This window comes from Flavobacterium sp. CHNK8 (assembly GCF_019774515.1).
Lineage (GTDB): Bacteria > Bacteroidota > Bacteroidia > Flavobacteriales > Flavobacteriaceae > Flavobacterium > Flavobacterium tiangeerense.
In genome coordinates, this window is record NZ_CP081492.1 from 1 (window position 1) to 14837 (window position 14837).

The 14837-nt window shown below is 34.7% G+C and carries 10 protein-coding genes and 1 tRNA gene; 4 read left to right on the forward strand and 7 right to left on the reverse strand.

Annotated elements, in window-relative coordinates; all coding sequences use genetic code 11:
* A partial coding sequence (locus K5V07_RS00005) for a glycoside hydrolase family 97 catalytic domain-containing protein (protein ID WP_221915856.1) occupies positions 1-954 on the forward strand: 954 nt, incomplete at its 5' end.
* 74 nt (positions 955-1028) lie between these two features.
* Here the strand turns inward: K5V07_RS00005 and K5V07_RS00010 are convergent.
* From K5V07_RS00010 to K5V07_RS00040, 7 genes are all read right to left on the reverse strand, one after another.
* A complete protein-coding gene (locus K5V07_RS00010) occupies positions 1029-1895 on the reverse strand; it encodes a hypothetical protein (RefSeq protein ID WP_221915857.1) in 867 nt (288 codons plus the stop codon).
* Positions 1896-2064: 169 nt separating this feature from the next.
* Positions 2065-2526, reverse strand: coding sequence for an FKBP-type peptidyl-prolyl cis-trans isomerase (locus K5V07_RS00015; RefSeq protein WP_221915858.1), 462 nt, complete (start codon positions 2524-2526; stop codon positions 2065-2067).
* A gap of 59 nt (positions 2527-2585) precedes the next feature.
* Positions 2586-3935 (reverse strand): DUF5689 domain-containing protein, encoded by a 1350-nt coding sequence (locus K5V07_RS00020; protein WP_221915859.1) that lies wholly within the window; start codon positions 3933-3935, stop codon positions 2586-2588.
* Between the two features lie 10 nt (positions 3936-3945).
* Positions 3946-6783 carry a carboxypeptidase regulatory-like domain-containing protein gene (locus K5V07_RS00025; protein ID WP_221915860.1) on the reverse strand — a complete coding sequence of 946 codons (2838 nt, stop codon included), beginning with the start codon at positions 6781-6783 and terminating at the stop codon, positions 3946-3948.
* Between the two features lie 430 nt (positions 6784-7213).
* Positions 7214-8425, reverse strand: a complete 1212-nt coding sequence (locus tag K5V07_RS00030) for an MFS transporter (protein ID WP_221915861.1) — start codon at positions 8423-8425, stop codon at positions 7214-7216.
* A gap of 177 nt (positions 8426-8602) precedes the next feature.
* A complete protein-coding gene (locus K5V07_RS00035; protein WP_221915862.1) occupies positions 8603-9643 on the reverse strand; it encodes a Gfo/Idh/MocA family oxidoreductase in 1041 nt (346 codons plus the stop codon).
* Positions 9644-9828: 185 nt separating this feature from the next.
* Positions 9829-10896 (reverse strand): NADH:flavin oxidoreductase/NADH oxidase, encoded by a 1068-nt coding sequence (locus K5V07_RS00040; RefSeq protein ID WP_221915863.1) that lies wholly within the window; start codon positions 10894-10896, stop codon positions 9829-9831.
* A 192-nt stretch (positions 10897-11088) separates the two neighbouring features.
* Between K5V07_RS00040 and rseP the strand changes: the two genes are divergently transcribed.
* From rseP to K5V07_RS00055, 3 genes are all read left to right on the forward strand, one after another.
* On the forward strand, positions 11089-12432 hold the full coding sequence (gene rseP, locus K5V07_RS00045) for an RIP metalloprotease RseP (protein WP_144890043.1): 1344 nt from the start codon (positions 11089-11091) through the stop codon (positions 12430-12432).
* 137 nt (positions 12433-12569) lie between these two features.
* A tRNA-Asn gene (locus K5V07_RS00050) sits at positions 12570-12643 on the forward strand.
* A 250-nt stretch (positions 12644-12893) separates the two neighbouring features.
* On the forward strand, positions 12894-14741 hold the full coding sequence (locus K5V07_RS00055; protein ID WP_144890040.1) for an RNA-binding domain-containing protein: 1848 nt from the start codon (positions 12894-12896) through the stop codon (positions 14739-14741).
* Positions 14742-14837: the final 96 nt, after the last annotated feature.

Consider the following 14837-nt stretch of genomic DNA (forward strand, 5'->3'; position numbering starts at 1 on the left):
GTGACGCCTTATCCTGATTTTGATGTGAAAGGTTTGCAAGCGTATGCTAAAGAAAAAGGCGTAAAAATGATCATGCACCACGAAACGTCAGGATCAGTGCGTAATTATGAACGCCACCTAGACAAAGCGTACCTATTCATGAAAGACAACGGATACGATGCTGTAAAAAGTGGCTATGTTGGGGATATCATCGAAAACGGTGGCAATCATTACAACCAATTCATGATCAATCATTACCAATACGCCATTGAAAAAGCAGCCGATTATAAAATTATGGTGAATGCTCACGAAGCGGTACGACCAACAGGAATTGCGAGAACGTATCCTAACTTAATAGGTAACGAGGCGGCAAGAGGAACAGAATACCAATCTTTTGGCGGGTCAAAGCCCAATCACGTAACGGTTTTGCCCTTTACACGCTTAATAGGTGGACCTATGGACTATACTCCTGGAATTTTTGAAATGGACTTGAGCAAGTTGAATAAAGACAATAATTCTCATGTCAATAGTACACTTGCTAATCAGTTAGCCTTGTACGTGACTATGTACAGTCCGCTACAAATGGCGGCTGATACACCAGAAAATTATGACCGTTTTCCAGATGCGTTTCAGTTTATTAAAGATGTAGCTATTGACTGGTCTGACAGCAAATACCTTGAAGCAGAACCTGGTCAATACGTAACCGTTGCGCGTAAAGCCAAAGGTACCAGCAACTGGTTTGTGGGTAATGTTAATGGCGAAACGCCCAGAACTGCAACACTAAAATTTGATTTTTTAGATAAAGGTAAAACGTACGAAGCTACTGTTTATGCTGATACTAAAGACGCACATTATAAAACCAATCCGCAAGCGTATACAATTAAAAAAGTTAAAGTTACTAACGCTTCAAAACTAGATGTACTTGCTGCTCCTGGTGGTGGTTATGCCATCAGTATTATAGAGATTAAAAAGTAATTAAGTAATCATTAAATATGAAAAGGCTGTCTTGTAGGACAGCCTTTTGTATATAAATTTGTTTTAGTGATGCCTTACTCATAACTATAACTAATTTCAGTTTTTACAATTCCGTTTGATTCTATAAGAGAACACGATACTGGAAAATTTGCGGCGTTGTACTTGTACTTCCTTGTCTTTCCAACGGCATCTACTGCGGTCGAACTAAAATTTAAAACATTGTTATTGCCAATAGATTCAAACTCAAATTCTTCTTCATGCCATGAAATAATGGGTACAATAACTTTATAATGCGTTCCGAAAATATTTTGCACCAGCAAGGCGTTTACTGAATTTTTATCATCAAAGGTGAAGTTTTTTATTTGTTTGTCACCCAATAAATCTTTGTGGCGTATGGGGTTTTCTTTAAAATAAAGATACTCTACTTTTTTAACAATTTGTTGGTTTCTGTCTCTTGTGGAACGTCTTACTATTATTCCGTTTTCAACTACATATTCAATGTCATCCAGCACGATTTGGTGGTTGGTGCTTTTTTTAGTAGTTACTTTTACGCGCGATCCTTCATAACTTATGGTAACGGTTTTAGTAACTAGTTCGCCGCCTTCTTCATATTTTTTGGTGAATTTTATGAGCTGATCATTGTTGTTGTACGTATAATTAATTACCTCTTTCCAATTACTGCCTACGCGCTCTTTGACCGTCATGTCCAATAGTTCCTTTGGATTGTAAAAGAAACTTTGAATCACATCAGATGTTTTGATGCTGAGTAACTTTCCATCTTTAAAAGTGTAGTTTTTATGAATGATTTCACCGTCTTTTAAATTTTTGAAATTTGTTTTTACACAGTGTATCGCTTTTAATTTTACCTCAGGCTTAAGACTTTGACTGAGCAATAGGCATGGCATTGCCATTATAAAAAGAGCAAATAGATAGGTCTTCATTTGTTTTTAGTTTCGATTTGGGGTTGCTAAAATACAAAAACCTATGTACCGTTTTTCTTTTAATTCTGATTTACCAGAAGTTTTTCAAGAATACAGTATCAAAAAGTAATAAAAAAAAAGAGAAATCTACCGGAGCAGATTTCTCTTTTTTATTCGTGTAAAAAGGAACTTAATTTACGGATATCAATTTTACATCAAAAATCAGCACCGAACCTCCAGGAATAGGACCGGTTGCATTACTTCCGTAGCCTAAGTGCGCCGGAATTAATAAAACACCGCTACCACCTTTTTTGAAAAAAGGAATTCCTTCAGTCCATCCTTTGATCACTTGATTTAAACCAAAAGAAATTCCTTCTGGTTTGCTTTCATCAAAAACAGATCCATTGGTAAAATATCCTTTGTAGGCTACCGTAACATTTGAGGTTGCTTTTGGCTGATCTCCAGTTCCAGGCTCATTAATCACATAGTACAATCCGGTACCTGTTTTTATGGCATTCAATTTATTTTTGGCAATATAATCTACTATTTCTTTTTCGTTTTGTGCAGTGTAGTCTACTTGTTTTTGTGCTTCATTGTCCCCTAAACAAGATACGAATAAAATAGAAATGAGGGCAAGTACTATAGATTTCATAGGTTTTATATTTGATTATTGCTGCAAATATAGCAATTCAAGAATGATAATAAAAGAAATCATTTTTCCCCAAAAACTTGTACGTCATCTACTTGAAACGAACCATCAAGAGCTAAGTTTCGTCCAGACCCTATGTATTTGAAAGCAATATTGATTTTCCCAGTATACCCTGATAAATCAATGGCGCCGCTGCCTATAAACTGATACCATGGCGTTGCTTGTTTGGGCAGGTTCACCGTCAATGGTTTCCAAGTGGCCGTAGTAACATTCAGCCCATCAAAATCAGAAGAAACATAAACCTCTAATGCATTTAATGGAGAATCAATGTCTAAGTGATGTTGCGCTGTTCTAAAAGTTAAAACCTCTTTTGTATGCTGATCCATATCAATTTTTGGAGTAATTAGCCAAGCAATGTTAGAGATAACTTTGGTACCTGATATGCTAAACTCAGCAAACCCATTTCCTGCATAAACTGAACCTTTCCAGAATAAAGAACCGGCTTTTACAAAATTGCCCCAACCTGGCAAACTCAAATTGGAGTTGTCTGCCACTTGATCAAAATTCTGAGAGAAAAAAGGCGTTGCTCTTGGTGTTGTCATTACAATATCTTGCTCTGAGCGAGGCAGCAACTGAAAATCATTTCCATATTTAGTGAGTACACCTCGTACTTTTCCGCTTTTATCTGGGACTATTTTTGAAGCAAAATTAGAAAAGCTACTGGTTCTTACATACACTTGATTTCCCATTTTGTCATTCAAACCCCAATTTGTGGCACCTCCTACATTATTGGCTTCTTCGAAATAGTGACGTCCTACAGCTGTTTCGGTAAATTGAACCTCTTTAAACTCAATCAAAGTATTCAAATTGGAATCTTTTAGTAAAGCCTCCATTGTTCCAGTTCGCACAAGGGCTTCCTCCTTAACGGTCACACAAGAAGCGTTCAATACTTTCTTATAATCGTTTTGAGACAATCGTCCCACACCGCCTTGATTGTAAGAGTTTACAAAAATGCTACCAATACGTACCCCGCCAAAATCTATATCTGTGTATTGATCTTTTAGTTTTATAAACACTTTATTTCCCAATCTATAATCTATGTACAAATTAGTAGCATCAACAGGAACACTAAACCCAAGAGCAGGGGTTGTGGCTGTTGCCAAGGTTTGAAAAGATATTGATTTAAAAAAATTCCCCGATTCGTCACTAGAGACTACGTAAGCCTCAATAACATCGTCATACTTGTACTGCGTTACAATAGCATTTGCAGTAGCATGAATGTCACTTACTGATTTATTTGTTACAAAATTGGGCTGGTTACATGTAAGTTTTGGTGCAGGTACTTCATCAAGCACACAACTATTAAATAACGCTAGAGATAGCACTACAAAAAAGTACAGTTTTAATTTCATATGATTTGAATTATAAATTGATATAAAGATTCACAAAATAAGTTCGGCCATAACCATAAAAATATTTGGGTCCAAAAGAGGGAGTCCCACTACTAACATCTTGATTAACCTGTCTGAAATTGGCATTGCGTGCCTGTTCATAACCTCCTGTTTTGTAGGTTGTATTTAGCACGTTATTGATGCTTGCAAAAACACCTACATTTTTGCCATAAATAATCCATGATTTTCCTCCTATAATATTGAGTAAGGTTACGGGATCAAACTTTTCTTGTTTTAATAATTGTGCTGCACGCTCCTCTGTAGCTTCGGGAAAATTAAAACCATTTGCTGGATTTTTATAAAAAATTTCGGTTCTTAAAATAGGAGCTACATCAATGTAAGTGTTTGTTAAATAATTTACATTGGCACTGATCCACCAGTATTTTGGGTCTCTGTACTCTAGTCCCAGCGAGTATGCTTGCTGAGGCATTCCTGCTTGTTTGTAATTTTTAAGAGATGCTTTTCCAAAATCAAATACAGGAGCATTATTTTCTGGGGTTGCTTCAGCATCATTTGTGAGCGTAACTTTTGGATTATTATCAAAGGTATACTGGCCCACTGCAGCAGCAAATGTGGTTTTTATGGTTTGAGTCAATTGGTATTCTAAACTCAACTCGGCTCCTATATTTTTCTTGTTTAATTGAGTCAGAGTTTGACTCACAAACGCATCTGTGTTCAAAAAACCTGCGCCGTCATCAAAAATTCCTTCGGCATAAAAAAAGGAAATCTGAGTAGCATTTCTCAATTTAGAAAAATAAGCGGTTACTCTTGCTTTCAGTTTTGGGGAACGGTACACGTAACTAGCATCAATGCTGCTATTAGTCTCGCTTTCTATATCATTTACAATAGTGTTATTGAGTCTGGCATTGGCAAACGTATTTCGTAAAGTAGGTGCCTTTGTAGCATGAGCAGCATTTAATACTATCACTTGTTTGCCCGAAATTTTGAAACTTAAACCCCCTTTAAAGCCAAAGTTTTCAAAGGATATGTTATCACTTTTTCCAAAAGAATTAGTTTCGTAAATGCCGTTTTTATACAAGCCTTCGCGTTGATAACTTGTAGACGAAAACTGCTGCGCCAAATAAAAATCTATTTTATTATATGAGAATTTAAACTGCGTAAAGGCCTCTAAAACATTAGCAAAAAAATTAAAATTGTAACCGTATTTGTCCCCTACTCCTATTTGCCTGTTGGGATTGTTTAAATCAGATTGTGATTGATTGCCATCATAAAACGCATCAATATCATCAAAATAAGAACCTCCTAGTAAGTCAACTAAAACTTGTGAATTATTTGATTTCATTTTCTTAAAAGAAGCCCCTGCATTCATGAAGATATTTTCAGATAATGATGAACTTACATTTGTAGTCACTGCTCCCGTTTCGGCTTGTACTTGATCTTCATACAAAACATACTTACTTCTAGCAGGTTCATAACCTGTGATGTTGCCATTTCCATCTAATATTGGCTTTTGATTGGCTACGTATAATGACTGCCAGTCTAGTTGTGGATTGGCTAAAAAAGCAGCTTTACTTTTGTCAGCATTTTCAAGATCAGGAGTAAATGCTCCGGAAAACTCTCCTTGATCAGGCGCATATAGTGAGGAATAATAACTGGGCATTTTTCTATAATACGTAGGATCTGGACTATTGGCATTTTGATAATCAATGGTACTATTTGCAGTAGTACCTATTTGATAAAAAACACTAGTATTCCAATTTGTTTTATCATTGACTTTAAAATAATGATTGAGCATAAAAATAGGCTCCTCTATTGTTTTTTCGCGAGCATTGCGTTTTTTACCCTCTTGAAAACCCCAGTAAGAACTGTATCTGGGATTGGTCAACTGAGTTACTTCAGCAGTATTTGGGGAGTTTTTAGCTCTGGTGTTAGGCGTATAGAAAGCCGTTAGATTAAAAGCGTGTTGGGTTCCTAATTTTTTTTCGAGGCTTACAAAAAACGAATTCGAATCGTAATTTGTTCCTTCAAAATAACCTTCCTGAGCCCAGCGTTTTCCTGCTGAAACCACATAGGCCCAACCCTTTTTACTCATACCAGACGCATGCGTAGCCATAGAGCGCCAATTGTAATTAGTATTAGTTCCAGAAAATGTAATTCTGGTTCCGGGTCTATAAATAGAGGCTCGAGTATTTATTTCTTGTGTTCCAAGGATGCCTCCAAAAGTATAATCAGAAGGTGCGGTTCCTAAGGTAAATTCTTGATTGCGAAGTGCATCATTTAAGCCGCCCCATTCACCCCATTGTGGTCTACCATCATATACCTTATTCATAGTTACCCCATTGATCATCATGGTGGAGTGTTCACTATCTAAACCACGTACTCTAAAACGAGCTTGTCCCCAGTTAAAAGCGGCAGCTTGTAGAAAAGCATCCCGAGATGATTGCAATAATCCAGAGGTACTTTCTGAGGAACTGTTCTCATCATTAAAATCACTGTCCATTAATGTGATAATGCTACTTTGCAAGTCTAAAGATTGATCGTCTTGAAGACTTATATTTCCTAAGTCTACCATTTTTCTGGCTGTTATCTCCAGCGGATATAAGGCATCTTTATAGCCTTGACTGTGAACCAAAACCAAAATAGCACCAGGTGAAACACCCTCAAAAACAAACTTGCCTTCCTTGTCTGTGACTTGCATCAAGGATGTGTTTTGAACACTAACAACAACAAATGGAATGGGATTTTGAGTTTTTGAATCGATTATTTTTCCAAAAAAACCAGTGCTTTCTTGAGCTTGAATACCACTCCAAAAAAAGATAAAAAACAATAGGTAACACAGTTTACTCATAAATTCAACATCAAATAATTTAAGATTAAATAAACAGTAATAATAATTCAGCCATTGCACGAGCAACAGCTGAATTAAAATCATTACTAGTTGTTATCCTTATGTAGGACAACAACAAAAAAATTAAATGTGAATTTTGGAAACGTGGTATAAACTTTGAAAAAACGCTACAGTTTGTGTGGTATTAGCAACTGGGCGACGTACTTATTATATTGATTGAAAGAATTATAATATTAAAAGTACTAAAAAAATATTAACATATTGGTTTTCATCAAAAAAAAATTGAATTTTTTTCTGATGAAAATAAATTCTTCTGTATAGCCCTGATGGGAGTAAGTATCCTTTCCTGTCCTTTTTTAGGACAGGAAAGATACTGCGTACAGCAGGAATACTAATGCTTAAGAAAAAAAATTAGACTGCTCCTAAAACATTATTTGATTGCTTTAATTCTTGAAACCATTACGGCAATCAAAAGTCCAAAAACACCTATAAATGCAAATGAAAAACGTAAACTTGACAACTCAGCTATATATCCTATTATGGGTGGTCCCATTAAAAAACCAAGGAAACTTACGCTAGAAACGGTTGTTAAGGCTACACTTGGCGAAACATTAGGCGTTTTTCCAGCCACACTATAAACAGTTGGAATTATAGTTGAAACACCTAATCCTACAAACATAAACGCTATAGTTGCTGGTATCACATATGGAAAAAATACAGCTGTAAAAAGCCCCGATGAAATGAGAATTCCACTTACTTGTAATACTACCTTGCGTCCGAATTTTAAAATAATGGCATCTCCTATAAAGCGTCCGCTAGCCATCATGATCATAAATGAAGTATAACCCAAGATAACAAGCGGTCCTGGAGCTTTAATTACATCTTTGAAATAAACTCCACTCCAGTCAAACATCACACCTTCACTGGCCATGCAACAAAAGCCAATGACTCCTAGCCATAGCAAGGAACTATCTGGTTTTGAAAATAATTTTTTCTGTTCTGTTTGTATCTTTTCTTTGGCTTTTATCAAATGCTTAAAGTTAAATAGCATCATTAAAAGTACTAGCGCAGCTACTATTATAAAATGAATGTATGGCGTGAGTTGCAAGGACAACATGGCTAGACCTACTAATGCTCCTGTAAAACCTGCAAAACTCCACATGCCATGAAAGGAAGCCATGATGGTTCTTTTGAATAATTCCTCTGTATAGACGCCTTGTGTGTTGACCGCAATATTAGACAGATTTCCAAAAATTCCAAAAACAAATAATCCTAATGACAATTGCCATGCGGCTGTAGCCAAACCTAAATTTGTCATGCTCACTACATACATGAATAATGCAACTATCAAAACTTTATGACTCCCAAAACGGGTGACTAGTTTACCAGAGAAAGGCATAACAATAAGTTGCCCCAGTGGCAAAGCAAACAAAATGGTTCCTAATGCTCCTTCGCTGAGATGCAACGATGTTTTGATATCTGGAATTCTACTTGCCCAGGTAGCAAAGCACAACCCCATCCCGAAGTAAAATACAGATACCGCCCAGCGTATGCGATTTAAATAAGAAACTTTTGCTTGTGTATAACTCTTTTTTAGCTTGGCTTTGGTTCTGGTTTTTCCAAGAAATTGTAAGTCTATCAAAATGATTGTTTTTAATTTTAGGGCCAAAATTACAAAAAGCAATGATTGGCTGTATTGAAACAACCTATTTGAAAAAAATTACAACGTTATTGTTTATAAATTCAAGTACATCAACGCAGCTTTTTGAAAATATAACGAACATTTTAGTTGATGAAAATGAAAGTTAAAAAAGACTTATTACAAATCAATTACTCTTTTCTGAGCGTTGCTTTGTAGTGCCGCTTCAATAATTTGCATGACGTGTACGCCCTCTTGTGCGGTGACTGGTTCTGGACTATTATTTACAATTGAATGGTACACACCGTCAAAAAAATCATAGTAATTACCTTGAAGCGTAGGTACGATTTCCCGAATTATTTCTCCATTAATTTCGGTATGCAACAAACCTTGTTTTTCAATTGGCTCCGTTCCCCAAGTTTCTAAATTTGGTTTGTATCCTAATTTTAGTTCGTCTTCCTGTACATCACCGCGAGGTTTTAAAAAAGACCCTTTTTCGCCATGAATAACATAGGCAGGATTGGCTTCCCGAACAAAAAATCCCGCTTTTAGACGCACTCTAAAATTAGCATAATACAGCAACAGATCAATATAATCATCTACCAAGGAATGTTCTCTCGTAATGCGGATATCAGCAAAAACTGAATTTGGCAAACCAAACAAACACAATGCTTGATCTATGATATGGGGACCTAAATCCTTTAAAATTCCTGATCCGTCAGTAACTGTTTCTTTGTGTAACTTTGGACTCAAAAGCGGATTGTACCGATCAAAATGAATCTCAGCCTCCACGATTTTACCCAATACTTTATCTGAAATAATTTGTTGAACGGTTTTAAAATCACTGTCCCAACGCCTATTTTGAAAAACAGACAATTTAACATTTTTATCTTTGGCAATAGCTGCAAGCTCCTTTGCTTGAGCAACTGTTGTCGTAAAAGCTTTCTCTACAATAGCATGTTTTCCTGCCTCTAAAACTTGTTTTGCATATTCATAATGTGTAGCCACAGGCGTATTCACAACAACTAAATCTATATCATCTTGTAAAACCTCCGCTAGTGAAGCATAGCTTTTTAAAGCTGGGAAATCTTGGTGTAGTAATTTTTTACTGCGTTCCCAAGAACCAATGAGCTCAAATCCTGGATGGAAATTTAAAAAAGGAACATGAAAAACTTTGCCTGACATTCCGTAAGACAATAGAGCTGTTTTTATTTTTTGCATAAAATAAGTTTCAAATTTGTGACGTGTTCATTTTAAACATGTAAGTCATATAAGATTTCAAATTATTTAGAAACCAGGCAAACCCTTAACTTTTCTTAATTTCTTAATGGTTAAAAAAAATTAGAATTTGAACTTTCAACTGTTCCCTTTTAAAAAAACTTATATGACTTATATGTTTCAAAACCTTACTGTTTCGCTCTAGCGTATTGTTTTGGCCATTCCATATCGGCATCTAACTCTTGGGCAAATGTCAAACCTAAATTAGGATCTCTCAAAGATTCTCGTGCTATAAATACCAAATCAGCTTTTCCAGAGGCAATGATTTCCTCGGCTTGAGCAGCTTCCGTAATTAAACCTACCGCTCCTGTTTGAATTCCAGTTTCATTTTTTATGCTTTCGGCAAAAGGAACTTGATAGTTAGGTCCTAACGGAATTTGCTGGTGCGACACCAAACCTCCGGTTGAAACATCAATTAAATCAACTCCTTTTCCTTTTAAAATTTTAGAAAGTTGAACCGATTCCTCTAAGTCCCATCCACCCTCAGCCCAGTCAGTTGCTGATATCCTTACAAACAAGGGTAAATAATCAGGCCATTCTGATTGTACGGCCTCAACAACTTCAAGCGTCAATCGGATTCGGTTTTCAAAACTTCCACCGTAATTATCCGTTCTAAAATTAGACAGCGGTGATAAAAATTGATGCAATAAATACCCGTGCGCAGCATGTATTTCCATCACTTGAAATCCTGCTTGAACCGCTCTTTTTGTAGCTGATTTAAAATCTGAAATTACTTTTTGTATTCCTGCTTCATGAAGTTCAAGAGGAGCGTTCTCAGTATGATGGTAGGCAACTGGGCTTGGTGCTACAGTATCCCAACCTCCTTGTGAATCATCAAGTTTACGCCCACCGTTCCAGGGTGACGCAGAGCTGGCTTTACGTCCGGCATGCGCCAATTGTATTCCGGGAACTGAATTTTGACTTACAATAAAAGTATTGATTTCATTCATCTTCACAATTTGCTCGTCATTCCAAAGTCCTAAATCCTCTGGTGAGATTCTACCTTCGGGTGAAACCGATGTGGCTTCTTGAATAATCAATCCTGCGCCTCCTATAGCGCGACTACCCAAATGTACCAGATGCCAATCATTAGCAAAACCGTCTTGAGCTGAATATTGACACATAGGAGAAATTGCAATTCTATTTTTTAGCGTGATGCTTTTTATGGTAATAGGAGAAAATAATTTTGACGACATTATACGTGTTTTAAAGTGATATAAATCCTAAATAATGGGATTTAAGAAAGTAAAGTTAAGATTCAGCTTTCAAAGTTCTATTTCAAATTAACATAATTAACAAACTTTTAAATTGCTCTGGAACAATTATTGTAAAATATACAAACAGAAAACCCTATTTTTGTGCATCATATTAAGAATCAAAATTAAAAAATGGATTTATTTATCAAGCTTTCTCAATTCTTATTGAGCTTATCCTTACTTATTGTACTTCACGAGTTAGGACATTTTATTCCTGCAAAATTATTTAAAACAAGAGTCGAAAAATTCTACTTATTTTTTGACGTAAAATATTCCCTTATCAAAAAGAAAATTGGCGAAACCGAATACGGTATCGGTTGGTTGCCGCTTGGTGGCTATGTGAAAATTTCCGGAATGATTGATGAGAGCATGGACAAAGAACAAATGGCTTTGCCGCCGCAACCATGGGAATTTCGATCTAAACCAGCTTGGCAACGATTAATCATTATGCTTGGTGGTGTTACTGTAAATTTTATTTTAGCTTTCATAATATATATAGGTATGGCATTTGCGTACGGTGATACTTATATTGCAAATGAAGACTTGAAAGACGGTTTACTTGTAGAAAATAAAACTATGCAAAAAGTAGGCTTTAAAACTGGAGACCACATTGTATCTGTTGATGGTGAAAAAATTGTAAAATTTGACAATGATCTTACCATGAAAGTAATCATGGCGAAAGAAGTCATCATAAAAAGAGGCGCAACAGAACAAACTATTAATATGCCAAATGATTTTGTTGACCAATTATCAAAAGTTGAGAAAAAAAGTTTACTTGATATTAGAATGCCATTTGTGGTAGGACCTATTTCTGAAGGTTCTAAAAATACTGCTTTAATGCCAAAAGACATTATTGTTTCTGTAAATGGGCAAACTACCAAGTACTATGATCAAGCCAAAACAGTTTTTGAAAATAATAAAAACAAAACCGTAACAGCTTTAATCCTAAGAGACGAAAAAGAAATTAAATTACCTATTCAAATCAATTCTGAAGGAAAACTAGGAATAGGTATTGGAAGATTGGGAATGGAATCTTTAGAAAAACTGGGGTACTATAAAGTAAGCAAACAAGAATTTGGGTTATTAGAATCAATTCCTGTAGGTATAACTAGAGGAAAAGATCAATTAGTAGGATACGGAAAACAATTAAAAATGATTTTTAATCCAGAAACTAAAGCTTACAAACAAGTTGGTGGTTTCAAAGCTATATTTGATATTTTCCCAAAAACTTGGAGTTGGGAAATGTTCTGGACTATTACTGCTTTATTGTCTATAATGCTTGGTGTAATGAACCTTTTGCCTATTCCAGCACTAGATGGTGGTCATGTGATGTTTTTATTATACGAAATTATTTCGGGTAAAAAACCTAGCGATAAATTCCTAGAGAACGCACAATTAGTTGGTTTTGTTTTACTTATAACACTATTACTATTTGCAAACGGAAATGACGTTTACAAAGCAATTGTAGGGAAGTAAAAAAAATGAAAAAAAGTTTCAATTTTATTTGCAGAAACCAAATGATAGCCTATCTTTGCAACCGCTTAGACAAACAAACAGAGTTATTCAAAAGCAAATAAATAAGACGTTCTTTAAAAAAATAAAAATATACAGTTTCCTCCTTAGCTCAGTTGGTTAGAGCATCTGACTGTTAATCAGAGGGTCCTTGGTTCGAGCCCAAGAGGGGGAGCTTTTAGAAAGCCATTCAAGAAATTGAGTGGCTTTTTTGTTTTATAATAGTTTTGAGAATTTTCAATTGTTCAGAAGGTGCGCGATCTCATATTTATTTGAAATTGCATCAACTTTTAAAATCGAAAAAAGTAGATATTATTTAGAATTTAATGCTGAGTATCTTGTCTATTCAGACCTAAGCTATTAAATACTAGTTTGAATATAAATAAAAAACAGTAATTTTATATCAATTATAAATAAGTGAAAGAATGAAGTCAGAATTTATAACCCAAACCATAAATACAATAGCCCACTCTATTCAAAGTGGAGTATTTATTGATGTTGAAAAATCTAAAGTAGAATTAAAAGATTTATCTACAAAGGGGGATTGGAAATCACTTCACGAAACTATTTGTGCTTTTTTGAATACAGATGGGGGAATTGTTATTTGTGGTATTAGAGAGCGTGATAAGAAATACTCTTTTACTGGATTTGATAGAAATAACGAAAATAATTTGATCAATCTACATTCAAAACATTTTCAAAATGACCAAGATAAATTCGTTGATTTATCTAATTATATCTTTTTTGATTATGAAAACTTTCTAAATGGAGAAATTGCTATAATAGCAGTTTATCCTTTACCTGACGATGAAAAGTTTTTACGGTATAATGATTTTTATTACCAACGAAAATTGACGCAAGACAAAATAATTCCTGTCTCACTAATACAAAGACAAAAGGAATATAAAATAGAAATCGAATACGCCAAAGAATTAGCTAAAGTTAAGGAGGCAAAAATTGATGATCTAAGTTTAGATAAAATTAATAACTATATTAGTCTGCTTAGTAAAGAGATTAGGAATGAAACTTTTAAGGCTAGTCACGATCAGGCTAAGTCATTTTTAATTAAGCAATATTTTGTCCAAAAAGACTGGATAACTACATTAGGGATGTTAGTTTGCGGAGAGGAACCTTTTCATTTTTTAGGTTCAAGAGTTGAAGTTAATTGTTACTATGATACCAGTGTTGACATCGGAAAAGATAAAAAAATGTTTCGAAATGATGTTATTAATCTAATGGAAGATACGTTTAGATATATTTGGGGTCATATCAAGATTAACAGAACAATTCGTGAAGGAGGCAAGAGCGAACCTGAATATCCAGAGAAACTAATTAGAGAAACCATTAACAATGCCTTAGCGCATCGAGACTATACTATTGATAGTTTTGTTACGGTCACTGTTGAGCCTAATCAATATATTGAAATCAAGAACCCCGGTTCATTTAAAGAAAAAATTAAAATTATACACACAGAAACAGATATTGCTGTTCGCAGATTGGTCCCAGGGATTCCCGAGAGTAAAAACCCAAAACTAGCATCAGTCCTAAAAGTTTTTGATAAAATTGAAAGTCAAGGACGAGGAATGGCATCGCTTGTTAATGCTGCTTTAGATAATGAAATTGATCTGCCTACTTATGAAATTAAAGAGGACAGTATTAGTTTAAAAATACATTCAGGTAAACTGGTAGACGAAAGTATAGAAACATGGCTTCAAGGTTTTAATTATTATTTAACTACCAAACTAAAAGGTGAGCTAACATTTGAACACAAAGCAGTTCTAGCATATTTTTATAAATCAGAATTAGTAAATCAGCAGAGACTATTTTCTATTTTATTAACAGAAAGTAATAATCACTTTACTGTTTTACAAGATTTGAAAAAAGGAAAACTAATTGTTGAACATGCTAGTAGTACTGAGGAAAATCCTGTTTATGTTTTAGATCGAATATTATTAAAAATTGATTTTACTGAAGAGTTTATTACTGCTTTAGGAAACGACTATATCCATTATGACAAAGTCGCTAAACACATTTTAAATCTTATATATCTTTATTCAAAATACAATCAAAAATCTCTAAAAGCTGCTGAAATCACACCTGAGGTATACCGTCGTTTATATGGTAAAGAAATAGTAGGTAAAACATACGAGACTCTTGGTAGAAAAGTACGAAGTATTTGTAATAATCTCGAAGAGCAAAAAATACTAATCAAGGGTAGCAAAAATGATTACACTTTTAATTTTGACTTTACTATAGAGAACAAGCTTTTTTAAAGTTCTGTAATAAATTATTAGTAATTCATTCTTTATTAGGCTTATTAAAATATAAAAAAATCTAGATTTTTTTCTTGGGATTTCATAACGTTAAAA

Excerpts from the sequence above, each read along its gene's own strand:
- K5V07_RS00020 (WP_221915859.1), bottom strand. The coding sequence starts at position 3,935 with ATGAAATTAAAACTGTACTTTTTTGTAGTGCTATCTCTAGCGTTATTT.
- K5V07_RS00010 (WP_221915857.1), bottom strand. The coding sequence starts at position 1,895 with ATGAAGACCTATCTATTTGCTCTTTTTATAATGGCAATGCCATGCCTA.
- K5V07_RS00055 (WP_144890040.1), top strand. The coding sequence starts at position 12,894 with ATGAAGTCAGAATTTATAACCCAAACCATAAATACAATAGCCCACTCT.
- rseP (WP_144890043.1), top strand. The coding sequence starts at position 11,089 with ATGGATTTATTTATCAAGCTTTCTCAATTCTTATTGAGCTTATCCTTA.
- K5V07_RS00040 (WP_221915863.1), bottom strand. The coding sequence starts at position 10,896 with ATGTCGTCAAAATTATTTTCTCCTATTACCATAAAAAGCATCACGCTA.
- K5V07_RS00035 (WP_221915862.1), bottom strand. The coding sequence starts at position 9,643 with ATGCAAAAAATAAAAACAGCTCTATTGTCTTACGGAATGTCAGGCAAA.
- K5V07_RS00015 (WP_221915858.1), bottom strand. The coding sequence starts at position 2,526 with ATGAAATCTATAGTACTTGCCCTCATTTCTATTTTATTCGTATCTTGT.
- K5V07_RS00025 (WP_221915860.1), bottom strand. The coding sequence starts at position 6,783 with ATGAGTAAACTGTGTTACCTATTGTTTTTTATCTTTTTTTGGAGTGGT.